The organism is Acidovorax sp. GW821-FHT10A04 (assembly GCF_059415825.1).
In genome coordinates, this window is record NZ_JBWKNZ010000002.1 from 375420 (window position 1) to 399444 (window position 24025).

Here is a 24025-nt window from a genome sequence, read left to right on the forward strand (position 1 = left end):
ACACCGCCATGAACCACCGTGTTTCCGCACTGGCACTTGCCTGCCTGGCCGCCCTCGCCTCCGGGGGCGCATTCGCGCAGGGCCTGCGCATCCAGGGCAACACCGGCCGGCCGGCCGCCGCTGCCGCCCCGGCCCTGGGCCTGCCCGTGCCCGCTGCGAGCCAGGGCCCGCAATCGGCCGACTTCATCGTGGCGGTGGTCAACTCCGAGCCCGTCACCAACAACGAGGTGCGTGCCCGCCTGGCCCGGGCCGAACAGCAGCTGGCACAGCAGCAGGGCGGCAACCGCCCCCCGCGCGACCTGCTGGCGCGCGAGGTGCTCGAACGCTTGATCCTGGAGAAGGCCCAGATGCAGCTGGCCAAGGAAAGCGGCGTCAAGGTCGAGGAATTCGCCCTCAGCCAGGCCGAGCAGGGCATTGCCCAGCAGAACGGCATGACGCTCGAGGACATGCACCGGCGCCTGGCCCGCGACGGCACGAGCAAGGAGCGCTTTCGCGAGGAACTGCGCAGCCAGTTGCTGCTGCAGCGTTTGCGCGAGCGCGATGTGGACGCCAAGGTCCGGGTCAACGACCAGGACATCGACCAGTTCCTGCGCGAGCAGCAGTCGGGTGCCGATGCCTCGGCCATGGAGATCAACCTCGGCCACGTGCTGGTGCTGGTGCCCGAGAACGCCACGCCCACCCAGGTGGCGCAGCTGCAGGCCCGCGCGCAGAGCGCCGCCGACAAGGCACGTACCGCCGGCAGCGACTTTGCCGCCGTGGCGGCCGAGTTCTCGGATGCGCCCGAAGGCAAGCGCGCCGGCGGCCTGCTGGGCCTGCGCCCGGCCGACCGCTACCCCGACCTGTTCGTCAACTCCGTGCAGGGCCAACCCGTGGGCGGCATCGTAGGCCCCGTACGCTCGCCCGCAGGCTTTCACATCCTGAAGGTGGTGGAGCGCAATGTGGCCGGCCTGCCGTCGACCGTGGTGCAGAACCACGCGCGGCACATCCTGCTGCGCCCCAGCGCGCAGCTGACCGAGGCCGCGGCCGCGGCACGGCTGGCCGACTACCGGCGCCGCATCCTGGCCGGACAGGCCGACTTTGCCACCCTGGCGCGCGAGAACTCGGTGGATGGCAGCGCCAAGCAGGGCGGCGACCTGGGCTGGGCCAGCCCCGGCCGCTATGTGCCCGAATTCGAGCAGGCGCTCAGCACGCTCAAGCCCGGCGACATCAGCGAGCCCCTGGTTTCGCGCTTTGGCGTGCACCTGATCCAGCTCATGGAACGCCGCGAGGCCAAGCTCACGCAGCGCGAGCAGCGCGACATGGTGCGCGACGCCGTGCGCGAGAAGAAGATCGAGGACGCCTACGCCACCTGGGCCCAGGAACTTCGCGGCCGCGCCTATGTCGAGTACCGGGAACCACCGCAGTAAATAGAGCCCCCACGCTCCCCACTGCGTGTGGTTCGCTGCCCCCCGAGGGGGCTGGCCTTGCTTGGGGCGGCCCGGCGCGGCGGCCGACCCGCCCTCGCATCACGGACAGTGGTTGCTCGATCCGGTGAACTCCGCCGAGGGCGGATGCCTTGTGGCCTGGCGAATGGCAATGGTGCATCATCCGCTTGCAGAGCGCCCGACATCTGAGCGCCTTCACTTCCTTTCCCACGCGGCCCAAACGGGGCTGCGTGCATGATCCAGTTGACATGAAACACATTCCCCGCAAGCGCTTCGGCCAGCATTTCCTGTCCGACAAGGGCATCATCGATGGCATCGTGGACGCCATTGCGCCGCAGGCGGGCCAGCCCATGGTGGAGATCGGGCCGGGGCTGGCGGCGCTGACGCAGCCGCTGGTGGAGCGGCTGGGGCGCCTCACGGTGATCGAGCTGGACCGCGACCTGGCGCTGCGGCTGCGCCTGCATGGGCAGCTCGAGGTGATTGAGTCGGATGTGCTCAAGGTCGATTTCACGCAGCTGGCGCAGGACTGGCGCACGCGCGTGGAGCAGCCGGCATTGAAGCTGCGGGTGGTGGGCAACCTGCCCTACAACATCTCCACGCCCATCCTGTTCCACCTGCTGGCACACGTGGCGGTGATCGAGGACCAGCATTTCATGCTGCAAAAGGAAGTGATCGACCGCATGGTGGCCAGCCCGTCCACCTCGGACTATGGCCGCCTGTCGGTGATGCTGCAGTGGCGCTACGCGATGGAGAACGTGCTCTTCGTGCCGCCCGAGAGCTTCGACCCGCCCCCGCGCGTGGACAGCGCCGTGGTGCGCATGGTGCCCCGCGAGGCACCGGTCGCCCTGAACGAACGCCTGCTCGAAGAGCTGGTGCAGGTCGCCTTCAGCCAGCGCCGCAAGCTGCTGCGCCACACCCTGGGCCGCTGGCTCGAAGCCAAGGCCTACCCCGGCACTTTCGACACCCAGCGCCGCGCCGAGGAAGTGCCCGTGGACGAGTACGTGGCCCTGGCTGCGGCGATGGGCCAGGGCGCCTGACGGACGGCGATGCCGCGCCCGCGCTGGCGCATGCAGGCGTGCCGTGGTGGGCTTGGAAGGCTGCCGCGCAAGGCCGCAGGGTTCAATGCTGCCGCCCAGGGCGGCAGGGGGTCATGCAGCGCTGAGCCAGTAGCCCGCGTTGAAAGGGCTGCTCATGCGCAGCGCCAGGGGGGACACGTCCACCAACTTGTCAGTGGGCATCTTCTCGGCAGGGTCGGCGGGGATCTCGATGCCTTGGACCTTGGTCTGTGCTCCGGTAGCCTCGTTCGCCCGTTCTGCTTGGCTGGTGGATGCAGAACGGGCTACAGAAAAGAATAGAAACAGCGGAACGGGATCTTGCGGTCGCTCCAGTAGTCGGCAGCGTCGCGGAAGATGTCGAGCAGCTGCTCACGCGCTTCCTTGTCGAACTTGCCCGTGGCGGGGATCTGTTCCAGCACCACGATGAAGCCGGGCTGCGGGCCCGATTTGTGCAAGGGATCCGTCATGCAGTCGTACAGCGCATCGAAGTTCTTGCCGAAGTGCGACGGGAAGGTGAACTGCCCGGCGATCAGGTCCAGCACGTCCTGCTTGGACTGGGCGTGGGCCAGATTGGCGTACAGGAAATGTTGGCCCAGGGAAGTGGCTGCATCCTGCAGGTCCTGCACGCGAAACGCGCGGATGGACTGCACGATGTTGGTGCGCACGCCACGCAGTGGCGTTTCCAGGTCTTTACGAAGTGGCGTCTGCATCTCCGCTACTCTTTCTTTATAAAGTCCAAAAACTTCGGGTATCCGCCAGTCCACGGGGGCCGACTGCCGGTTGGGGGATTCAAGAGCGCGCACCTCCCACCGCCGGACAAACCGGGCGGTGCGTGGTGCATCGGGCGTCATTTTTCGATGATTTCGCGAAAACTGGCGTAGTGGTCGCTGGTGTAGTAGCAGGCGTCCGGTACCCGGGGCTTGCCGCCACACACGATACGCCGGGCTCCCCGGTCGCGCGAACCTGGTGTTCTGACGGTGTATTCACGGTAGTAGCCGCGCTTGTAGGCGGGCAACAGCCGCTCTCGATTGCCGAAAACCGATCCGTCCTTGTCGTACGGAAACGGGCCTCCTTCACGGATCAGCGCATACGTCGCACGTCCCTGGGGCGGCAACTCGGCCAGTGCGATAGGGGTGGTGGAACCGTGGGTGGAGGGGGATTGGCGGGCCTGCCCCACCATCGGGGAAAGAGCAAACGCAACACCCACCACACACAAAAACCCTGCTTTGCGCGCCCGGGTGGCTACAGCCTTCAGCATCAACAACACCTTTCAGAAACTACGGGTTAACCCGAAATTTCGAGCCCGTAGTGTGACTCAACGGTCCCCAAAAAGCAAGCGCCTGCACAAAGATTGGGCAGGCGCTCAAGGGAGTTGCAAGCAATATAAGTTAGTGCTCGCTATCAATAAATCACTTATCGAGAAGCGTTGGCATCGGCCACGGTGAGGGCTGTCATGTTGACGATGCGGCGCACCGTGGCGCTCGCCGTCAGGATGTGCACCGGCTGCGCAGCACCCAGCAACACGGGGCCGATCGCGATGTTTCCGCCAGCCGCCGTCTTGAGCAGGTTGTAGGAGATATTGGCGGCGTCGATATTGGGCAGCACCAGCAGATTGGCATCGCCGATGAGATCGCTGTGCGGCATGATGGCCGCACGGGCCTTGCCGTCCAGCGCCACGTCGCCGTGCATCTCTCCGTCCACTTCCAGCCAGGGGGCCTGCACGCGCAGCAGTTCCAGGGTCTGGCGCATCTTCACCGCGCTGGGCTGGTTGCTGCTGCCGAAGTTGGAGTGCGAGAGCAGGGCGGCGCGCGGCTTGATGCCAAAACGCATCATCTCCTCGGCCGCCATCACGGTGATCTCGGCCAGCTGCTCGGCCGTGGGGTCGTAGTTGACATGCGTGTCCACCAGGAACACCTGGCGGTCGGGCAGCAGCAGGCCGTTCATGCAGGCGTAGGTGCACACACCCGCGCGCTTGCCGATCACCTGGTCGATGTAGTTCAGGTGCAGGGCGGTGTGGCCCCAGGTGCCCACGATCAGGCCGTCGACCTCGCCCTTGTGCAGCAGCATGGAGCCGATCAATGCCAGGCGGCGGCGCATCTCGATCTTGGCGATCTGCACCGTCACGCCCTTGCGCTCGGTCATGCGGTGGTAGGTCTGCCAGAAGTCGCGGTAGCGGTGGTCCTGCTCGACGTTGACGATGTCGTAGTCCACACCCTCGCGCAGGCGCAGGCCGAACTTCTGGATGCGCTCGGCGATCACGGCGGGGCGGCCGATCAGCGTGGGGCGCGCGATGCGCTCATCGACCACGATCTGGGCGGCGCGCAGCACGCGCTCTTCCTCGCCTTCGGCATAGGCCACGCGCTTCTTGCTGGCGGCCTTTGCGGCGGCGAAGATGGGTTTCATCATGGTGCCCGAGGCGTAGACGAAGCTTTGCAGCTGGTCACGGTAGGCATCCATGTCGGTGATGGGGCGCAGGGCCACGCCGCTGTCGGCGGCGGCCTGGGCCACGGCCGGGGCGATCATCATCATCAGCCGCGGATCGAAGGGCTTGGGGATCAGGTACTCGGGGCCGAAGGCCAGTTGCTCACCCACGTAGGCAGCGGCCACCACCTCGCTCTGCTCGGCCTGGGCCAGCTGGGCGATGGCGTGCACCGCGGCGATCTCCATCTCCAGCGTGATGGTGGTCGCGCCGCTGTCCAGCGCCCCGCGGAAGATGTAAGGGAAGCACAGGACGTTGTTGACCTGGTTGGGGTAGTCCGTGCGGCCGGTGGCCATGATGGCGTCGTCGCGCACGGCCTTCACGTCTTCGGGCTGGATCTCGGGGTTGGGGTTGGCCAGCGCGAAGATCAGCGGACGTGGCGCCATCTTGCGCACCATGTCCTGCTTGAGCACGCCACCGGCGGACAGGCCCAGGAACACGTCGGCACCTTCGATCACTTCGCTGAGCGTGCGCGCCGAGGTCTTCTGCACGAACTGGATCTTGTCCTCGTCCATGAGTTCGGTGCGGCCTTCGTAGACCACGCCGGCCAGGTCGGTCACCCAGATGTTCTCGCGCCGGATGCCCAGCTTGACCAGCAGGCCCAGGCAGGCCAGGGCGGCCGCGCCGGCGCCCGAGGTCACGAGCTTGACGTCCTCTGGATTCTTGCCCGCCACCTTCAGGCCGTTGAGGATGGCGGCGCCAACCACGATCGCCGTGCCATGCTGGTCGTCGTGGAAGACCGGGATCTTCATGCGCTCGCGCAGCTTGCGCTCGATGTAGAAGCAGTCGGGCGCCTTGATGTCCTCGAGGTTGATGCCGCCGAAGGTCGGCTCCAGGCTGGCGATGATCTCGACCAGCTTCTCGGGGTCCTTCTCGTTGATCTCGATGTCGAACACGTCGATGCCCGAGAACTTCTTGAACAGCACGCCCTTGCCTTCCATGACCGGCTTGCCCGCCAGCGGGCCGATGTCACCCAGGCCGAGCACGGCCGTGCCGTTGGTCACCACACCGACCAGGTTGCCACGCGCGGTGTACTTGAAGGCGGCATTGGGGTCCTTGACGATCTCCTCGCAGGGCGCGGCCACGCCGGGCGAATAGGCCAGCGCGAGGTCGTGCTGGTTGATCATCTGCTTGGTCGCCGCGATGGCGATCTTGCCGGGCTTGGGAAACTCGTGGTACTCGAGAGCCGCGCGGCGCAGCTGGGCGCGCTTGTCGGGATGGTTGTTGTTGTTCTCGGCCGTGGTGTTCTCGGGCATTCAATTGTCTCCAGCTTGGGGTGTGCGCAAGGCGTCGGTCAGCTCTTGTAGGAACATGCTTACACGTTCCGGGGGAAGGGATTGTAGGCCGCGTTCGGTAAAAACCCTAGTAAGCGAATCTGCTTATATGGGTGGGACAGTTTTGCTGTCCGGGTTGGAAAGCAGCAGGCTAGCGGCTGCGCCAAGCCCCTGCGCACCGTTGGGACAAGGCGGGACGCCCCCTCGCCCGGAGGGCGGCATTGCCTTGCCAAACAGCGCCCCATGGCGCGGAACCGGGCCATGCCGGCAGCATGCGGCGGAGCGACTGCCGAGTACGGCCTTGAGCAGTTCGAACCGGATACCACGGTTGCATCCGCTGAAGAGTGATCCAATCGTTGGAGGATGGCCGTTCCCTTTGCCAGAATAGGCAGGTTTCCACGACCCGACCACACACCGTACCGCCGGTTATCCACTGTGTACCCATTGCCAGAACCCTTTGCCCTGCGGGACAGGACCGATACCGACCAGGCCTTTGTGCAGGTGCTGTATGCCTCCACCCGTGAGGACCTGCGGCAGGCCCTGCCGGATCCCGCGCAGTTGCTGCCCCTGCTGGCCATGCAGCAGAACGCGCAGGAAGCCGGGTTCCGCCGCCAGTTCCCCGAAGCCCGCCAGTGGCTCCTGCTGCGCTCAGGCCGGCCCATTGGCCGTGTGGTGGTGGACGCCGCAGCGCAAGACCTGCGCGTGGTGGACATCGCCATCGTCCCCGAGGCCCGCCGCAGCGGCGCCGCCACCGCCGTGCTGCAGGCGCTGCAGGCCCATGCCCTGGCGCAAGGGCTGCCGCTGTGCCTGGCCGTGGCCCATGGCAACCACGCAGCGCAGAGCCTGTACCGCAGGCTGGGATTCGCCACCACGTCCGAAGACGGTACCCACGCGCAGATGGTCTGGCGGGGGGAGCACGCATGAACCGCACCATCGCACCCACCCCCTACCTGAAGCTGCCCATGGCCTTCGACCTGGCCCGCCTGCAGGAAGACCTGCAGCGCGTGGCCCCTTCGGAATGGATCGGCCACTTCAACACCGCCGCCTACGAAAAAGGCTGGGGATGCGTGCCCTTGCGCTCGGTCGATGGCCGTGCGGACCACATCGTGCCGGTGAATGGCGGCCGCTTCGAGGACACCCCCATCCTCGCGCGCTGCCCCTACTTCCGGCATGCCATCGACCAGTTCCAATGCGAGAAGACCTCCATCCGCCTGATGGGGCTGGAAGCCGCAGGGGTGATCCACGAGCACCGGGACCAGGGCAGCGCACTGGAAGACGGCCTGACCCGCCTGCACATTCCCGTGCAGACCTCGCCGCTGGCCACCTACCGCATCGAAGGCGAAGAGGTCCATTTCTCGGCCGGCGATGCCTGGTACCTCAATGCCAGCTGCCTGCACGGCGCCCACAACCGCAGCCCGCAGGCCCGCATCCACCTGATGATCGACTGCATCACCAACCCGTGGCTGGAACAGCTGTTCCTGTCCGCCGGCGGGGTGCTGCGCGAAAGCCCGCCCTATGGCGATGCCTCCATCCACGACGGCAACGTGCTGCAGGTCATTGCCGCGCTGCGCGCCGGCGGCCATGCCAGCGCAGCGCAGCTGGCCACCCGATTGGAGGAAACCCATGCTCGAAGAACAGGCACTGCTGCGCGGCCGTGAGGTGGGCCCGGCCGAGCGGCAATCGCTGCACGGCTGGTTCCCGGTGAGCCTGCAGCACGACCCGGCCACGGTCTGGTGGCGCTTCATGGGCGAGCAGCGCTTCACCGCCCCCTTCTTCGATGACACCCTGGCCTGGCAGGCAGCGCCGGACCGCCGGGTCTGCAGCACGCCCCTGTCCGCACTGGAGGACCTGCCCGACAGCGTGCCCCCCGCGGCCTTCATCTTCCACGTCTCGCGCTGCGGCTCCACGCTGCTCACGCAGGCGCTGGCCACCTCGCCGCAGTGCATCGTGATGTCGGAGCCCCCGGCCCTCAACGCCTTCTTCCGGCTGCACCATCGGCACCCGGAGCACAGCGGCGGCGCCCGGACCTTGCAGCGGCTGGTGGCCGCCCTGGGGCAGCAGCGCAGCCCTGCGGAGCGGCACCTGGTGATCAAGTTCGACTGCTGGCACCTGCCCTGGATTCCGTTCGTGCAGGCCGCGTTTCCGGGCACCCCCGTCGTGTTCCTGTACCGCGAGCCCAGCGAAGTGCTGGCCTCCCACCGCCGCCAGCGCGGCCGGCAGATGGTGCCAGGCTTGATCGACCTGTCGCGGCTGGCGGACATGCTGCACCGCCCCGGGGCCCCGGAACTGGCCCCCGGAGACCTGGACGGCCATGCCATCCGGGTGCTTGAAAGCCTGTACCGCTGCGGACTCGAGGCGGCGACCACATCGGACCTGGTGCTGATGGACTATGGGCAGCTTCCCGCGGTGATCTGGCACGGGCTGCTGGACACCCTGGGCATGGAGTGCAGCCCCACCGAACTGGCCGCGCTGCAGACACGCTCGGGTTTCCACTCCAAGCACTCGCACGACCGATTCGAAGGCGATCCGTTGCCAACGCACGCCCAACCCCTGCCCCCCACGCCCGAACACCTGGGCGAGACCCACCGGCTTTACCAGCGGCTGGAGCAGTTGCGGCGCGCGCGAAGCCCCGACTGACCCCATGCCGGCCCGGTCCGGCAACCCCTTGCACCGGTGGACTGCGGCAGGCGACGAAGGCCTTCGGGCCCTTGTGACGGGCGGCAGGGCCCCGCCAGCACCGGCGCCAACCCGGGGCCAGCCCCCGCATCCGCATACAACATCCCCGCACAACGCGCTACCGTGGGTCGTCAGCGCCGCTGTCACATGTGTATTCATTTGGCATCTGTGTTTCCATAAGTACATGGGCCATTAACTTCACCCCCATTTTGTTGCTTCCGGTTGCGCTTATTTCAATATGAATGGCCGGAATTCTGCATTTTGAGAAGTTTTACGCAATTGGGGCGACTTACGTTCCAGCCGCTTCAATTTAATGAATTTGTCATGAAGCGGATTGAAACTGCCGTTGGGTCCAAAAGATTTCGAAGGATCCTTGGCAGCATTGGTTCAAGGGGTTCAAAGACACGGCAGTAATGTGTCATGAATATCCATTGCATGGATGCAGCAGGACAAGCCACGCATTGGGCATGACGAACATGGACTGGAATTTGAAATGAAGAAATCCCCATTTCCCTGGGTGGCCCTGGTGGCGTTGGCGCCCGCATTGGCCCACGGCGCAGGCAATCAGCAGACGGTCGAGCTGTCGGGCGGTGCCGCAAACCTGGCCGCCACGGGCGGCACTGCAGTGATGAATATCTCGTCGACCCAGGGTGCGCAGGTCATCAGCGGCAATTCACAGCAGGTGGTGGTGCGCGGCGCCGTGCTCAATGCGGCGACCTTTGGTGCCCATAGTGAATTGAATATTGCTTCCCGCACGGGGCCCGGCTCAGGCTCCGGCAGCCAGGTGATTTCGGTCCAGGGCCCCGTCGTCAACCAGGCCGCCGGCAAGGGCGTGAGAAGTGTCGTGAATATTGGCGGGAGGTAATTTCCGCCAAAACCTCCGATGGGTTATTTCAAATCCACCGGACTTCCCTATGGCAGCCATTATCTATCTGGCGCCTTTCCTTTTTATATTTATCAATGGAGTTCATTATGCAAAAGACTTTCGCACTGGCTATCTCTGCCCTCGTGTTCGTTGCTGGCGCTGCGCATGCAGAAGTGAAGATCGGCGGCAATAACAGCCAGAAGGTGACCGTGCAGAACGGCGCCGTGGCCAACATGGCCTTCGGTGCTTCCACCGCCAAGCAGAACCTGGCTTCCAACAAGGGCAACGTCAAGATCGGTGGCAACAACACCCAGGAAGTCTCCGTGAAGAACGGTGCCGTCGCCAACATGGCCTTCGGTGCTTCCAAGGCCGAGCAGAACCTGGCCTCCAACGACGGCAAGTAATTCAGGGGCGCGCCCTGCGCCCTGACCCTTCACGACAGAAGAACAAGGCGTGCAGTAGCGCTGCTGCCCGCCCTGCGTTACCTGTCCAAAACCCTCTGGCAACAGCACTGCCGCAGGCACAGAGGATTTTGTACAGGTTCCAAAGAGAAGAGGAGAAGCACCCATGAAACCCCATTGCCTCGCCGCGCTGTGCCTGGTCGGCGCATGCGCCGCCGCATCGTCTTCGGCCGCCTTTGCACAGACGCCCGTCCAGAAGCCCCCGGCCGGGCGCAGCGGCCTGGACCCCGCCTCGCGCACCAAGGTCACCAACGTGCTCTCGCGCACGCGCATCGATGCCGAGGACACGCTGGCCACGGTGGACCGCAAGCTCGTCACCGGTCCCAGCGGCAGCAGCTGCGCCACCAACATCGGCGCGCCCAAGGTGCCCGAGGGCGACAGCGGCATCGGCAATCGCTTCGGCACCGCCAACAACGACCAGGTCATCGTGGTGCAAGGCCCGGTGATCAACCTCTGCAAGTAAGCCTCCCGCCACCCCCCACTCCCACCCAACGGTTTCCCGCATGAAGAACAAGAACAGCCTCCCTGCACGCCGCTTGCTGGCCCTCTCGGCCCTGGCGCTTCTGGTGTCCGGGTGCGCCATCCAGCCCAACGTGAGCGACCGCGTGAACATCATCGAGCAGGGCACCGTGGAGCAGGCCCCCCTGGTCACGCCGAGCAAGTCCGGCTCCGTGCTGCGCGAGGGCCTGGCCTGCATGGACCGCATGCTGGCCGCCGAGAACACGCCCACCACGCTGATCGCCGTGAAGTCCATCCCCGACCCCTCGGGCCTGTTCAGCACCGGCACCAAGGAGATGCTGATCACCGCCCTGTCGCGCATGTCGCGCACCAGCCAGGCCTTCCGCGTGGTGGACTACGAGGTCGACGCGCTGCGCCAGGACACGGTGCAGACCCTCACCAGCCTGCTGCTCAACAACAACCAGATGGAACTGCGCAAGCCGCAGATCTACATCTCGGGCGCCATCAGCTTCGGCGACAAGACGGTGGTCTCCAAGCGCCAGAGCCTGGGCGTCTCCACCGCCGCCACCGACACCGGCTACAGCTGGGACGTGCTGGGCAGCGCCGTGGGCCTGGACCTGCACCTGGGGGACATGAACACGCGCACGCTGTACTCGGGCATCGAATCGGCCAACGAGCTCATTGTGGCCACCGGCGGCAAGGCCGTGGAGATCGGCGCCAAGGCCACCGGCCTGCCCCGGCACATCTACCGCGTGGGCGTGCAGTACGAGGTGGCGGCCGACAACAACCAGGGCGCCGGTGCCGCCATCCGCCTGCTGGTGGACCTGGCGGCCATCGAACTGGTGGGCAAGTGGGCCAAGGTGCCGTACTGGGACTGCATCGACTACGAGCAGAACCACCCCGAGTTCCTGCGCCAGATGCGTGCCTGGTTCGACGAGGCCAGCGTGGCCGAGCGCTGGACCCTGGCGCAGCGGGTGCTGCAGACGCATGGCATGTGGAATGGTGCGACGGACGGCACGGATTCGCCCGCCTTCCGCAAGGCCGTGGCCCTCTACCAGGCCTCGCAGGACCTGACCCCCGTGGGCGTGGTCACCTTCGAGACCTACACCCGGCTGATGCGCAGCTTCGTGGGCATGTCGGCCGAAGGCAAGCTGCGCAAGCCCGAATACGCCGGCGACCAGCTGGTGGCGCGCCCCAGCGGGCTGCCGGCCAACGAGCCCGACCCGCGCAGCATCGCGCTGAGCATGGTCGGCCGCAAGGACCGCGACCTCAAGGTGGGCGAATCCATCGTGGTGCGCGTGGTGCCGCCGCGCACCGGCTACCTGTACTGCTACTACCAGGACGCGGGCGGCTCCATCAGCCAGGTCTACCCGAACCCGATGCAGCCCTCGGCCACGGTGCAGGGCCGCACCAGCGTGCTGATCCCCGACATCAGCAAGCCCAACTCCTTCCTGATCGAGACGGCGCGCGGCGGCACCGAGAACATGTTCTGCGCGATGACGGCCCAGCCGCTCAAGGGCCAGGTGCCGGTGGCCCTGACCCGTGCCAACCTGGAGCCGATCAAGAGCTACTCCAGCCTGGCCCAGGTGCAGGGCGCCTTCGAGCAGGCCGGCGTCGGCGTGATGAGCACCTCGCTTGACTGGAACGTGCAGGCCCCCGAGCCCGCACCGGCCGCCGGCCGCGTCCGCAGCAACCCCAACCGGCCTGCCAAATGAGCACGGCCCGCCTGTCCCCCCCGGGCGCCCCCGCAGAGCGGGCACGCAGGGCGGCCCTGCGCTGGTCCCTGGCCGCCTGCTGCGTGGCCGCCGCGGGCGCCGCCCAGGCGGTGATCCAGCTGCCCTCGGCGCAACCGGCGTCGGCCCCGCAAGGCGGTGCGGCCCGCGCGCCCCAGGCACCGGGCAGTTCGCTGCGCCTGCCCTCGGCCAATACCGGGCAGGTGCTCGACGGCCTGATCGAGGCGGCGAACGCCGGCGATGCCGATGCCATGGTGCAGGTGGGCATGTACTACCACGCCAACCCGGGCCTACCCCAGGCCGCGGCCACGGCACGGCGCTGGTGGGGCCGCGCCGCCGAAGCCGGCGACGTGCGCGGCATGGCCGGCTACGGCTACCTGCTGGGCGTGGACAACGCCGGCGGCCAGCGCGACCTGTCGGCCGCGCGCGAATGGCTGCACAAGGCGCGCGCGGCCGGCCTGGTGCGCGCCACCTACCTCGAGTCGCTGCTCGAAGGCCAGATCACCGGCCCGCGCAAGCTGCGCGATGCGCGGCGCCTGCTGGAGCAGGCCGCCCAGGACGGCGACCCCCTGGCCCTGAACGACCTGGCCGTGGCCTGGGAGCTCGACGGCAGTCTGGAGCGGGCGCGCGAGATGTACGTGCTCGCCGCGGCCCAGGGCTATGGCGCGGCGCGCGCCAACTACCTGCGCCTGGAACGCCAGAACCTTTCCAGCGAATCGGCAACACTGGCACGCCTGCGCACCCTGTCGGACGACGGCAACGCCGATGCCACCTTGCAGCTGGCCCAGCTGTACCACCAGGGCAGGGGCGGCGTGCAGCGCGACTTCGCCCAGGCCATCCAACTCTACCGGCGCGCGGCCGACAGCGGCTCGCGCAGCGCGCGCGAATTCCTGGCGCTGGTCTTCAGCCGCTCCGCGCGCGACAACCCGGCGCGCGGCGTGGATGCCGCCTGGATGGAGGAACTGGCCACGCGCATCAATGCCCGCACCGATGCCGGCAAGGAGGGCCGGGACATGCTCTCCGACCGCCCGCGGCGCAGCGAGGACGCGCTGTGGAATCTCACCAGCTTACGTTGGACACCGCCTGTTACCGCCGAACCCGCCGTCCCCCCTTACAGTCCAGCCCGCGCTCCGGCCGAGGGCCTACCGATTGACGAATGACCAAGGAAATCCAGAGATGAAGAAGCACCCCCTTGCCAGCACCCTGATCGCCCTCACGGCCGTCGCTGCCTGCATGCCCCTGGCCCATGCCCAGCGCAACCTCGCCTCCAACGGCTCCGGCACGGTGATCGCCGGGGACAACAACGCCACGGTGGTCGTCAACGGCCAGCAGGTGATCACCGCTACCGACGGCAATGCCCGCGTGGAGACCACGGTGGGCGGCGGTGCCAACCGCGTGGTGGTGCAGGGCTCGTCGGTCACGGTGACCAACTCCGGCAACGCCAGGCCCGCCCCGGCTGGCAAGGCCGGCAAAAGCGGTGACTACGTGAACAGCGACCTCTCGGGCCGCAATTTCGCGGGGGCCCAGCTGGCCGGCCGCAAGTTCACCAACGTGGACCTGTCGCGCGCCAACCTCTCGGGCGCCGACCTGCGCGGCGCCGAGTTCGTCAACGTGAGCCTGGAGCAGGCCGACCTGCGCGGCGCCAACCTCTCGGGCGCGAAGATGGTCAATGTGGACCTGGACGCCGCCTTGCTCGAAGGCGCGACCTGGACCGACGGAAAGCGCTGCCGCGCCGCCTGCTGAGCCCCGAACCCGCCAAGAAAAAACGGCCCCGCGGGGCCGTTTGTCTTGTTGGACGCCGTCGAATCAGCGGCTGCTCGGAAAGCTGAACACCGCGCCTTCGCGCACGCCGGCCGAGGGCCAGCGCTGGGTGATGGTCTTGCGCTTGGTGTAGAAGCGCACGGCATCGGGGCCGTAGGCGTGCAGGTCGCCGAACAGGCTGCGCTTCCAGCCGCCGAAGGAGTGGTAGGCCACGGGCACGGGCAGGGGCACGTTCACGCCCACCATGCCGACCTGGATGTGGTCGGTGAAGTAGCGCGCAGCCTCGCCGTCGCGCGTGAAGATGCAGGTGCCGTTGCCGTACTCGTGGTCGTCGATCAGCTTCATGGCTTCCTGCAGCGTCTTCACGCGCACCACGCCGAGCACGGGGCCGAAGATCTCTTCCTGGTAGATCTTCATGCCGGGCTTGACGTTGTCGAACAGGCAGGCACCGAGGAAGTAGCCGTCCTCATGGCCGGGCACCGTCACGCCGCGGCCGTCGACCACCAGCGTGGCACCCTCGGCCACACCGCTGTCGACATAGGCCTTGACCTTCTCGAAGTGGGGCTTGGTCACCAGCGGACCCATGTCGTTGCCGTTGTCGGTACCGGGGCCGACCTTCATCTTGGCGATTTCGACCTTGAGGCCTGCCACGACGGCATCACCGGCCTCGTCACCCACGGCCACCACCAGCGGGATGGCCATGCAGCGCTCGCCGCAGCTGCCGTAGGCCGCGCCCATGAGCGCGCTCACGGCATTGCCGATGTCGGCGTCGGGCATCACGATGGCGTGGTTCTTGGCGCCGCCCAGGGCCTGCACGCGCTTGCCGTGCTTGCAGCCTTCGGAATAGATGTACTCGGCGATGGGGGTGGAGCCGACGAAGCTCACGGCCTTGACTCGAGCGTCCTGCAGCAGCGTGTCCACGGCCAGCTTGTCGCCGTTGACCACGTTGAGCACGCCCGGGGGCAGGCCGGCTTCCAGCGCCAGCTGGGCGATGAACAGGGTGCTCGTGGGATCGCGCTCGGAGGGCTTGAGCACGAAGGTGTTGCCGCAGGCGACGGCCATGGGCCACATCCACAGCGGCACCATGGCCGGGAAGTTGAAGGGCGTGATGCCCGCCGCCACGCCCAGTGCCTGGAACTCGCTCCACGAGTCGATGCCGGGGCCGACGTTGCGGCTGTGCTCGCCCTTGAGCAGCTCGGGCGCGTAGCTTGCGTACTCCACGTTCTCGATGCCGCGCTGCAGTTCGCCGTGCGCGTCGCTGAGCACCTTGCCGTGCTCGGCCGTGATCATCGCGGCGATCTTGTCGGCGTTCTCTTCGAGCAGCACCTTGAGCTTGCCCATGACGCGGGCGCGCTTGAGCGGCGGCGTGTTGCGCCAGGCCGGGAAGGCAGCCTCGGCCGAGGCGATGGCGCGCTCCACCGTGGCCTTGCTGGCCAGGGCGACGTTGGTGGTGGACTGGCCCGTGGCCGGGTTGAAGACCGGCTGCGTGCGCTCGGTATCGGCAACGATCTGGCCGTCGATCAGGTGGCCGACGGTGGTGGTGACGCTCTTGTCGTGGTTCATGGCAAAGGAATGGCTAAAAAATGGAACTCAGGCGGTTTCCGCCAGGGCGTCGCCCAGCGCGTTCACGAGGCGGTCGATCTCGGCCTTCTCGCTGATGAAGGGCGGTGCCAGCTGGATGGTGTCGCCACCGTAGCGCACGTAGAAGCCCTTCTTCCAGCAGTTCATCGCGATCTCGTAGGGGCGGCGTGCCGGCTCGCCGGGCAGCGCGGCGATGGTGATGCCCGCGGCCAGGCCGTAGTTGCGGATATCGAGCACATGCTTGCTGCCCTGGAGGCTGTGCACGGCCTGCTCGAAGTGCGGGGTCAGCGCGTTCACGCGGCCGATGGCGTCTTCGCTCTGCAGCAGGTCCAGCGCGGCGATGCCGGCGGCGCAGGCCACGGGGTGGGCCGAGTAGGTGTAGCCGTGCGGGAACTCGAGCATGTACTCGGGACCGCCCGCGGCCATGAAGGTGTCGTAGATGTCCTTGCTGGCCACCACGCCACCCAGGGGCTGCGCGCCGTTGGTGACCTGCTTGGCGAAGTTCAGGATGTCGGGCGTCACGCCGAAGGCCTCGGCACCGGTCCAGGCGCCGGCCCGGCCGAAGGCGGTGATCACCTCGTCGAAGATCAGCAAAATGTTGTTCTGCGTGCAGATCTCGCGCAGGCGCTGCAGGTAGCCCACGGGCGGGATCACCACGCCGGCAGAACCCGAGAAGGGCTCGACGATCACGGCCGCGATGTTCGAGGCATCGTGCAGTGCGATCACGTCCAGCAGGCGGTCGGCCAGTTCCTTGCCCGTGGGCGGCATGCCCTTGTGGAAGGAGCCGGCGGCCGGCTGGGTGTGGGGCAGGTGGTCGGCTTCGACGCCCTGGCCGAAGAGCTTGCGGTTGGCCGCGATGCCGCCCACCGAGATGCCGCCGAAGTTCACGCCGTGGTAGCCCTTTTCGCGGCCGATCAGGCGCGTCTTGCTGGCCTGGCCCTTGGCGCGCCAGTAGGCGCGCGCCATCTTCAGCGAGGTGTCGGCCGCTTCCGAGCCCGAACCCGTGAAGAACACGTAGTCCAGGCCGTCCGGGGTGATGGCCTTGATGCGGTTGGCCAGCTCGAACGAGAGCGGGTGGCCGAACTGGAAGGCCGGCGCATAGTCGAGCTTGAGCGCCTGCTTGCCCACGGCCTCGGCGATCTCGCGGCGGCCATGGCCCAGGCCCGTGCACCACAGGCCCGACAGGCCGTCGAAGATCTTGCGGCCATCAGAGTCGGTGTAGTAGGCACCGCTGCCTTCCACGATCATGCGCGGAGCCGCCTTGAACTGGCGGTTGGCGGTGTAGGGCATCCAGTGGGCGTCGAGCCAGGCGGCGTCCAGGCGGTCACCGCCAGCGTCGGAAGCGGGTTTTTCGATGTTGACGAAACTCATGGGAATCTCCAGTGCAAGGCAGCCGCGCAGGGCCGGGCGAAAAGCAGGTTTCAGGCGGATTGTTGTCCCCGGTGTTAATCTCTCAAATAGTGCAATATCAATGTTTACTTGCGCGTTTATGCAAGTAACAACCGGACCGCCATGAACACCAAGAACCGCGCCGTGCTCGGCCAGCTCAGCGACATGGACCTGCGCCTCTTGCAGGTGTTCAAGGCCGTGGCCGAGTGCGGCGGCATGTCGGCCGCGGAGCTGGAACTCAACATCGGCACCAGCACCGTGAGCCGCCACGTCAAGGACCTGGAGACCCGCCTGGGCCTGACCCTGTGCCGGCGCGGCCGGGCAGGCTTCGCCCTCACGCCCGAGGGGCAGCGCGTCTACGACGAGACGCTGCGCCTGCTGGCCTCGGTGGAGGGCTTTCGCAATGCGGTGGACGACATCCATGCGCGCATGGGCGGGCAGCTCGCAGTGGCCGTGTTCGACAAGACCGCTACCAACCCGGCCGCGCGCATCGGCCAGGCCATCGCCGCGTTTGCGCAGCAGGCGCCCGACGTGCACCTGCAGATGCACGTGGGCACCATCAATGCCATCGAGCGCGGGGTCATCGACGGCACCTTCCAGGTCGGCATCATCCCGGCGCACCGCGCCTCGCAAAGCCTGCTGTACACCGACCTGTTCACCGAGACCATGCTGCTGTACTGCGGCGCAGGCCACCCGCTGTTCGGCGTCGACGACACTTCGCTCGACTGGGAGGCGCTGCGCCACCAGCCCTTCGCGGGCCTCGGTTACCACTCGCCCAACATGGAGCTGAGCCACCAGGCACGCCTGTCGCGCACGGCCACGGGCTTCGACCAGGAGTCGATCGCCACGCTGATCCTCTCGGGCCGCTACCTGGGCTTTCTGCCCGACCACTATGCCGAGGTCTACGAGCGCCGTGGCCTGATGCAGGCCGTGCAGCCCGCGCTGCTGCGCTACAGCTGCCAGTTCGTGGGCCTGCTGCGGCGCTCACCCGAACCCTCGCGCGCGGCCCAGGCCTTCCAGCAGTGCCTGGCACAGGCCCACGGCGTGGGTTGAGCCCCCTCAGTCCGGCTGGGCACCGGATTTCTTGACCAGCTCCGCCCAGCGCGGAATCTCGCGCGCCATGTGGGCTGCCAGCTCCTCGGGCGTGCTGGCCACGATGTCCATGCCCAGCTGGTCGTGCAGCCTGGCCTGCACGTCGGGCAGCCTGAGGGCCTTGGTGATCTCGGCGTTCAGGCGCTGCACCACGGCCCGGGGCGTGCCCTTGGGCGCATAGACCGCCTGCCAGGACGACATCTCGAAGCCCGGCACGCCGGCCTCGGCCATGGTGGGCAGCTCGGGCGCCAGGGTGATGCGCTTGCCCGTGGTCACCGCCAGCAGCTTCACGCGACCGGCCTTGGCCAGGGGCAGGGCCGCCGTCATCTGGTCGAACATGAAGGCCACCTGGCCGGCCGCCACGTCGGTCAGCGCCGGGGGCGTGCCCTTGTAGGGGATGTGCGTGAGCTTCACGCCGATCAGGTCGCCGAACAGCTCGCCCGCCAGGTGGGTGGAGGTGCCCGAACCCGAGGACGCGAACATGCGCTTGGCTGGATCCTTCTTGAGCAGCTCGACCAGTTCGGCCACCGAGTTCACGCCCAGCGCGGGGTTGATGATGAGCACATTGGGCAGGGTGGCCACCAGCGCCACCGGCTCGAAGTCGCGCACCGGCTGGTAGGCGAGGTTCTTGTACAGGCTGGCGTTGATGGCGTGGGTGCTGATGGTGCCGCCGAACAGGGTGTAGCCGTCGGGCGCGGCCTTGGCCACATAGGCCGCGCCGATGCCGCCGGCCTGGCCCGGCTTGTTCTCCACCACCACGGACTGCTTGAGCGCTTCCTGCAGCTTGTTGGCCAGCACCCGGCCGATGGTGTCGGTGGAGCCCCCGGGCGTGAAGGGCACCACGTAGGTGATGGGCTTGGCGGCTGGCCAGTCCTGCGCGGCAGCCATCGGGGGCAAGGCAGCCAGCGCCAGCACGGTCGCGCAGTGGATGAGGAATCGCATGGTGGTTTGTCTCCGGGTGTCGTTATGGGGGAAGCAATGCGGCGAGGGGCGTCAACGCCCGTGGGCCTGCCGCCAGGCGGCAAACTCGCCGGGCGTGGCCGGGTCGGTGGGCGGGTACAGGCCCAGGATGGAGCGGCCCTGCAGCACCTGCGCGGTCACGAAGTCCTCGAAGGCCGTCATCTCCGTGGCCTCGGCGGCGATCTCGTCGGCCAGGTGGGCAGGGATCACCACCACGCCTTCGCCATCGCCCACCAGCACGTCGCCCGGGAACACGGCCACGTCGGCGCAGGCGATGGGCACGTTGATGTCCAGCGCCTGGTGCAGGGTGAGGTTGGTGGGTGCCGAGGGCCGCTGGTGGTAGGCCGGCATGGACAGCGCCGCGATCTCGGGTGTGTCGCGAAAGCCGCCGTCCGTCACCAGGCCGGCCACGCCGCGCTGCATGAGGCGCGTGGCCAGGATGGAGCCGGCCGAGGCGGCGCGCGCGTCCTTGCGGCTGTCGATCACCAGCACAGCGCCCGGCGGGCATTCCTCCACGGCCTTGCGCTGGGGGTGGCCGCGGTCCTGGAACACGCTGATCGGGTTCAGGTCTTCGCGCGCCGGGATGTAGCGCAGCGTGAAGGCCTCACCCACCATGTTGGCGCGGCCTCCGCGCAGGGGGTGCACGTCCTGCAGGAACTGGTTGCGCAGTCCGCGCTTGAACAGCGCAGTGCACAGGGTGGCGGTGCTGACGTGGGCGAGCAACTCGCGGGTGGTGGGGTTCAGTGGCATGAGAGCGGGGGGGTGGGTGGTCAGAAGATGTCGGGCTCGGGCACGGGCGCGCCGAAGCCGGTTTCGAGGAAGTCGAAGTCGCAGCCCTGGTCGGCCTGCAGGATGTGGCGGCTGAACATCCAGCCGTAGCCGCGCTGAAAGCGCGCGGGCGGCGGCGTCCATTCGGCACGGCGGCGCGCCAGCTCGGCGTCGTCCACCTCCATGTGGATGCGGCGCGCGGGCACGTCCACGGTGATCAGATCGCCGGTGCGCACCAGCGCCAGCGGCCCGCCGATGTAGGCCTCGGGCGCGGCGTGCAGGATGCAGGCGCCGTAGCTGGTGCCGCTCATGCGCGCGTCGGACAGGCGCAGCATGTCGCGCACGCCCTGCTTCACGAGCTTGGCCGGTATGGGCAGCATGCCCCACTCGGGCATGCCCGGCCCGCCCTGGGGGCCGGCGTTGCGCAGCACGAGGATGTGGCCGGGCGTCACGTCCAGGTCCGGGTCGTCCACGGCGGCCTTCATGCTCGGGTAATCGTCGAACACCAGCGCCGGGCCGGTGTGCTGCTGCAGGTGGGGGGCGCAGGCGCTGGGCTTGATCACCGCGCCATCGGGCGCCAGGTTGCCGCGCAGCACCGCCAGCGCGCCTTCGGCGTAGATGGGGTTGGACAGCGGGCGGATCACGTCGTCGTTGAACACGGCCGCGCCTTCGATGTTCTCGCCCAGCGTGCGGCCGGTGACGGTCTGCGCGCCCAGGTGCAGCAGCTGCGGCATGCGCGACATCAGGCCCGGCAGGCCGCCGGCGTAGTAGAAGTCCTCCATCAGGTAGGTGTCGCCGCTGGGCCGCACATTGGCCAGCACCGGCACCACGCGGCTGGCGGCGTCGAAGTCGTCCAGTGTCACGGCGCAGTGCGCACCCGCACGGCGCGACATGGCCACCAGGTGCACGATGGCGTTGGTCGAGCAGCCCACGGCCATGGCGATGCGGATGCCGTTGAGGAAGGACTCGCGGCTGAGCAGGCGTGCGGGCGTGAGCTCGTTCCACACCATGTCGACGATGCGCCGGCCGCTCTCGGCACTCATGCGCACATGGTTGGCGTCGGGTGCAGGGATGGACGAGGCGCCGGGCAGGCTCATGCCGATGGCCTCGGCAATCGCCGTCATGGTGCTGGCCGTGCCCATGGTCATGCAGGTGCCGTGGCTGCGCGCGATGCCGGCCTCCACGCCCTGCCACTGCTCCTGGCTCAGGTTGCCGGCGCGCCGCTCGTCCCAGAGCTTCCAGGCATCCGAGCCCGATCCCAGCACCTGGCCGTTGTAGTTGCCGCGCAGCATGGGGCCGGCGGGCACGAAGATGGCCGGCAGCCCCGCGCTCATGGCGCCCATCAGCAGGCCGGGCCCGGTCTTGTCGCAACCGCCCATCAGTACCGCGCCGTCGACCGGGTGGCTGCGCAGCAGCTCCTCGGTCTCCATGGCCAGCATGTTGCGGTAGAGCATGGTGGTGGGCTTGACGAAGGCCTCGGCCAGCGAGATGGCCGGCAACTCGATGGGAAAGCCGCCCGCCTGCAGCACGCCGCGCTTGACGTCCTCCACCCGCTGGCGGAAGTGGCCATGGCAGGGGTTGATGTCCGACCAGGTGTTGACGATGGCGATGATGGGCTTGCCCACCCAGTCCTCGGGCGCATAGCCCATCTGCAGGATGCGCGAGCGGTGTCCGAAGGAGCGCAGGTCGTCGGGTGCGAACCAGCGCGCACTGCGCAAGGAATCAGGGGTGCGTCGTGTCATGTGGCGCATTAAAGCACTAGTATATTAGTGCGTCAACACAACAGGGTGCGACAATCCGGGCGCCATGAACCCGACCCTATGAACGTGAGAGAAAAAGTCCGCCTCGACCGCTCGCGCCATGCGGCGCCCCAGGTCTTCGACCGGCTGCGCGAGGCCATCGTCTCGCTCGACCTGGCGCCCGGCACCGTGCTGGCGCGGGCCGAGCTGGCCGAGCAGTTCGGCATCAGCCAGACGCCCGTGCGCGACGCCCTGCTGCGCCTGGGCGAAGAGGGGCTGGTGGACATCTTTCCGCAGCACGCCACGGTGGTCAGCCGCATCGACATCGAGGCCGCGCGCCAGGCGCACTACCTGCGCCGCTCCCTCGAACTGGAGGTGGTGCGCACCCTGGCCCTGGCACCCGACGACACCGTGCTGGCCCGCCTGCGTGCCCAGGTGGCGGCCATGGCCGCCGTGGTGGGCCCGGCCCACTACCGCGAGTTCGTCGAGGCCGACCAGGGCTTTCACCAGCGCATGTACGAGGCCGCCGGCGTGGCCGGCCTGTGGGACCTGGTGCGCCGCCGCTCCGGCCATGTGGACCGCTTGCGCCGCCTGCACCTGCCCACCGCCGGCAAGACCGAGGCCGTGCTGGCCGACCACCGGCGCATCGTGGACGCCATCGCGGCCGGCGACGCCCCGGCCGCGCAGGACGCGCTGCGCCAGCACCTGTCGGGCACGCTGAGCCAGGTCGACGAGATCTGCGCGCGCCACCCGGACTACGTGCAGGTCTGAATCCTCACCCTGCGTTGACCTCCGGGAGTGCCGCCACCTGCTGGCGGCGGAACTCGGCCGGGGTGCAGCCCGCCTCCCGCCGGAAGAACTTGCTGAAATGGGTCGCCTCGTCGAAGCCCAGGCGCTCGGCAATGCGTGCCACGGGCACGCCGGTGTGTAGCAGCAGGCGCTTGGCCTCCAGACAGAGGCGCGCGGCGATGAAGGCCTTGGCGCTCATGCCGGCCGCGGCACTGGTGGCACGCGCCAGGCTCTTTTGCGTGCAGCCCAGCGGGCCGGCGTAGTCCGCCACCTGGTGCCACTGGGCAAAACGCTGCTCCAGCAGTTGCCGAAAGCGCTCGAAGCGCTGCAGCGCGCGGTGGCTCGCGGGCTCCCGCTGGCCGTGGGCAATGGCCAGCCGCGCGAGCAGGGCATAGAGCTGGTAGCGCAGCAGCGCGTGCAGGTCCTGCGCCGGCGCAGTGGCCGCCGCGTCCGTGCGCATCTGCACCATCGCATCCGCCACCGTGCGGGCCTCGCCGTCGCCCAACGCCAGGTGCACGGGAAACCGCTCCAGCCCGACCACCAGGCGCAGATCGCTGGCTGCCGCAGCGCCGGCCGCCAGCAGGAACTCCGGGCGCAGCAGCATGACCCAGCCTTCCCAGTCCTGCCCCGTCCCGAAGTGGTGGGCCTGGCCGGGCCGGATGGCCAGCAGCGACCCGGGCGCGCAGGGCACGGGCTCGAAGTCGATCACCTGCGTGCAGCTTCCGCGGGTGACCAGCACCAGCATGTGGAAGGCGTAGCGGTGGGTGCGCAGGACCTCGCCCTCCGGCCCGCGCTGGCGCAGGTCGGACATCGGGAAGACCTCCAGGTCCAGCCCGTAGGTCCCGGGCGGCCGGTAGTCGAAGCGTTCGATATCGGTGTTGGCGTCGGTGCCGGTGCGGCCGGTCTTCTGCGGGGCCATCGCTTTCCTTGGCAGGGGTAGTTGGCCCATTTTGTCCGATAAGTGTCTTTCTCTGGCTGCTGGCTGCCGTGCTTTGCTGCACCCCAAGTCCAATAATTGCCTGATCTTCAACACTTCCAGAGAGCCCCATGACCGCCATCGACATCGCCAGGAACTACATCCGTGCCGCCCAGACCGGCGACCAGGCCCTGCTGGCCGCCACCGTGTCGCCGTCCGTGGTCTGGCACCAGCCCGGCGCCAACCGCTTCTCGGGCACGCACCGGGGCCTGGCCGCCGTGGGGGCGATGATCGGGGGCATGATGGAGCTGTCCCAGGGCAGCTTTGCCATCACCGAGGCCAGCCACTACATGGAGAACGGCGACTGGGTCGCCGTCAGCATCCGCTTTGGCGGCGAGCGCGAGGGTGCCCGCCTGGACCAGGCGGGCGTGGACCTGCTGCGCATCGCGGACGGCCAGGTCGCCGAGGTGTTTCTCTTCTCCAGCGACCCGGCGCAGGAAGACCGCTTCTGGGGCCAGTGACCCTGCCGGCAGGATGGGCGGTCTCGCCCAAAACCCGGCAGCGCCGGATAATCCAGCCATCCCCCTCCACCGCGAGCACTCCA

The 24025-nt window shown here is 68.0% G+C and carries 23 protein-coding genes; 14 read left to right on the forward strand and 9 right to left on the reverse strand.

Annotation, left to right across the window (positions count from 1 at the left end):
- Nucleotides 1-8 precede the first annotated feature (8 nt).
- Both AC07PF_RS06085 and rsmA read left to right on the forward strand, forming a co-directional pair.
- Nucleotides 9-1406 carry a peptidylprolyl isomerase gene (locus tag AC07PF_RS06085; RefSeq protein ID WP_494611194.1) on the forward strand — a complete coding sequence of 466 codons (1398 nt, stop codon included), beginning with the start codon at nt 9-11 and terminating at the stop codon, nt 1404-1406.
- A 266-nt stretch (nt 1407-1672) separates the two neighbouring features.
- The gene (gene rsmA, locus AC07PF_RS06090) at nt 1673-2461 is read left to right on the forward strand and encodes a 16S rRNA (adenine(1518)-N(6)/adenine(1519)-N(6))-dimethyltransferase RsmA (RefSeq protein WP_007854743.1); all 789 of its coding nucleotides are present in this window, start codon (nt 1673-1675) and stop codon (nt 2459-2461) included.
- 302 nt (nt 2462-2763) lie between these two features.
- Here rsmA and AC07PF_RS06095 read toward each other — a convergent pair whose 3' ends face one another.
- The 3 genes from AC07PF_RS06095 to AC07PF_RS06105 all read right to left on the reverse strand — a co-directional run bounded on the left by AC07PF_RS06095 (nt 2764) and on the right by AC07PF_RS06105 (nt 6214).
- Nucleotides 2764-3189, reverse strand: coding sequence for a barstar family protein (locus AC07PF_RS06095; protein WP_007854744.1), 426 nt, complete (start codon nt 3187-3189; stop codon nt 2764-2766).
- Between the two features lie 137 nt (nt 3190-3326).
- On the reverse strand, nt 3327-3737 hold the full coding sequence (locus AC07PF_RS06100; RefSeq protein WP_007854746.1) for a guanyl-specific ribonuclease: 411 nt from the start codon (nt 3735-3737) through the stop codon (nt 3327-3329).
- Between the two features lie 155 nt (nt 3738-3892).
- A complete protein-coding gene (locus AC07PF_RS06105) occupies nt 3893-6214 on the reverse strand; it encodes an NADP-dependent malic enzyme (RefSeq protein ID WP_007854748.1) in 2322 nt (773 codons plus the stop codon).
- A 453-nt stretch (nt 6215-6667) separates the two neighbouring features.
- On the opposite strand from AC07PF_RS06105, the gene AC07PF_RS06110 reads away from it, so the two are divergent.
- The 9 genes from AC07PF_RS06110 (at nt 6668) to AC07PF_RS06150 (ending at nt 14169) form a co-directional block, all read left to right on the forward strand.
- Nucleotides 6668-7156, forward strand: coding sequence for a GNAT family N-acetyltransferase (locus AC07PF_RS06110; RefSeq protein WP_494611195.1), 489 nt, complete (start codon nt 6668-6670; stop codon nt 7154-7156).
- Nucleotides 7153-7890, forward strand: coding sequence for an aspartyl/asparaginyl beta-hydroxylase domain-containing protein (locus tag AC07PF_RS06115; RefSeq protein WP_145694062.1), 738 nt, complete (start codon nt 7153-7155; stop codon nt 7888-7890). Before AC07PF_RS06110 ends, AC07PF_RS06115 begins: the two co-directional genes overlap by 4 nt.
- Nucleotides 7856-8869 carry a sulfotransferase family protein gene (locus AC07PF_RS06120; RefSeq protein ID WP_494611196.1) on the forward strand — a complete coding sequence of 338 codons (1014 nt, stop codon included), beginning with the start codon at nt 7856-7858 and terminating at the stop codon, nt 8867-8869. The genes AC07PF_RS06115 and AC07PF_RS06120 overlap by 35 nt, the downstream gene beginning before the upstream one ends.
- A 478-nt stretch (nt 8870-9347) precedes the next feature.
- Nucleotides 9348-9773 (forward strand): hypothetical protein, encoded by a 426-nt coding sequence (locus tag AC07PF_RS06125; protein WP_494611197.1) that lies wholly within the window; start codon nt 9348-9350, stop codon nt 9771-9773.
- A gap of 107 nt (nt 9774-9880) precedes the next feature.
- Complete coding sequence (locus tag AC07PF_RS06130; protein WP_007854759.1) at nt 9881-10177, forward strand: hypothetical protein; 297 nt, start codon at nt 9881-9883, stop codon at nt 10175-10177.
- 163 nt (nt 10178-10340) lie between these two features.
- Complete coding sequence (locus tag AC07PF_RS06135) at nt 10341-10697, forward strand: hypothetical protein (RefSeq protein WP_494611198.1); 357 nt, start codon at nt 10341-10343, stop codon at nt 10695-10697.
- A 40-nt stretch (nt 10698-10737) separates the two neighbouring features.
- Entirely contained in the window at nt 10738-12408 is a 1671-nt protein-coding gene (locus AC07PF_RS06140; RefSeq protein ID WP_494603650.1) for a DUF4384 domain-containing protein, read from the forward strand.
- Entirely contained in the window at nt 12405-13586 is a 1182-nt protein-coding gene (locus tag AC07PF_RS06145) for a tetratricopeptide repeat protein (protein ID WP_494611199.1), read from the forward strand. The genes AC07PF_RS06140 and AC07PF_RS06145 overlap by 4 nt, the downstream gene beginning before the upstream one ends.
- Before the next feature lie 16 nt (nt 13587-13602).
- The gene (locus AC07PF_RS06150; protein ID WP_494611200.1) at nt 13603-14169 is read left to right on the forward strand and encodes a pentapeptide repeat-containing protein; all 567 of its coding nucleotides are present in this window, start codon (nt 13603-13605) and stop codon (nt 14167-14169) included.
- 63 nt (nt 14170-14232) lie between these two features.
- On the opposite strand, the gene AC07PF_RS06155 is transcribed toward AC07PF_RS06150, so the two are convergent.
- Nucleotides 14233-15750: a CoA-acylating methylmalonate-semialdehyde dehydrogenase gene (locus AC07PF_RS06155; RefSeq protein ID WP_007854764.1), complete on the reverse strand. Its 1518-nt coding sequence runs from the start codon at nt 15748-15750 to the stop codon at nt 14233-14235.
- A gap of 27 nt (nt 15751-15777) precedes the next feature.
- Nucleotides 15778-17139 (reverse strand): omega-aminotransferase AptA, encoded by a 1362-nt coding sequence (gene aptA, locus AC07PF_RS06160; RefSeq protein ID WP_007854765.1) that lies wholly within the window; start codon nt 17137-17139, stop codon nt 15778-15780.
- 141 nt (nt 17140-17280) lie between these two features.
- Here aptA and AC07PF_RS06165 point away from each other — a divergent pair, with 141 nt between their 5' ends.
- Nucleotides 17281-18210 carry a LysR family transcriptional regulator gene (locus AC07PF_RS06165; protein WP_007854766.1) on the forward strand — a complete coding sequence of 310 codons (930 nt, stop codon included), beginning with the start codon at nt 17281-17283 and terminating at the stop codon, nt 18208-18210.
- Between the two features lie 6 nt (nt 18211-18216).
- Here the strand turns inward: AC07PF_RS06165 and AC07PF_RS06170 are convergent, their stop codons facing one another.
- From AC07PF_RS06170 to araD, 3 genes are read right to left on the reverse strand one after another with little or no spacing between them, the layout of a single operon-like run.
- Nucleotides 18217-19191 (reverse strand): Bug family tripartite tricarboxylate transporter substrate binding protein, encoded by a 975-nt coding sequence (locus AC07PF_RS06170; RefSeq protein ID WP_494611201.1) that lies wholly within the window; start codon nt 19189-19191, stop codon nt 18217-18219.
- A gap of 51 nt (nt 19192-19242) precedes the next feature.
- Nucleotides 19243-19953 carry a ribonuclease activity regulator RraA gene (locus AC07PF_RS06175; protein ID WP_494611402.1) on the reverse strand — a complete coding sequence of 237 codons (711 nt, stop codon included), beginning with the start codon at nt 19951-19953 and terminating at the stop codon, nt 19243-19245.
- Nucleotides 19954-19979: 26 nt separating this feature from the next.
- On the reverse strand, nt 19980-21719 hold the full coding sequence (gene araD, locus AC07PF_RS06180; protein ID WP_494611202.1) for an L-arabinonate dehydratase: 1740 nt from the start codon (nt 21717-21719) through the stop codon (nt 19980-19982).
- Nucleotides 21720-21797: 78 nt separating this feature from the next.
- On the opposite strand from araD, the gene AC07PF_RS06185 reads away from it, so the two are divergent.
- Nucleotides 21798-22487, forward strand: a complete 690-nt coding sequence (locus AC07PF_RS06185; RefSeq protein ID WP_007854771.1) for a GntR family transcriptional regulator — start codon at nt 21798-21800, stop codon at nt 22485-22487.
- A 4-nt stretch (nt 22488-22491) separates the two neighbouring features.
- On the opposite strand, the gene AC07PF_RS06190 is transcribed toward AC07PF_RS06185, so the two are convergent.
- Complete coding sequence (locus tag AC07PF_RS06190; RefSeq protein WP_494611203.1) at nt 22492-23424, reverse strand: AraC family transcriptional regulator; 933 nt, start codon at nt 23422-23424, stop codon at nt 22492-22494.
- Between the two features lie 128 nt (nt 23425-23552).
- Between AC07PF_RS06190 and AC07PF_RS06195 the strand changes: the two genes are divergently transcribed.
- Nucleotides 23553-23942 (forward strand): nuclear transport factor 2 family protein, encoded by a 390-nt coding sequence (locus tag AC07PF_RS06195; RefSeq protein WP_494611204.1) that lies wholly within the window; start codon nt 23553-23555, stop codon nt 23940-23942.
- The last annotated feature ends 83 nt before the right edge of the window (nt 23943-24025 follow it).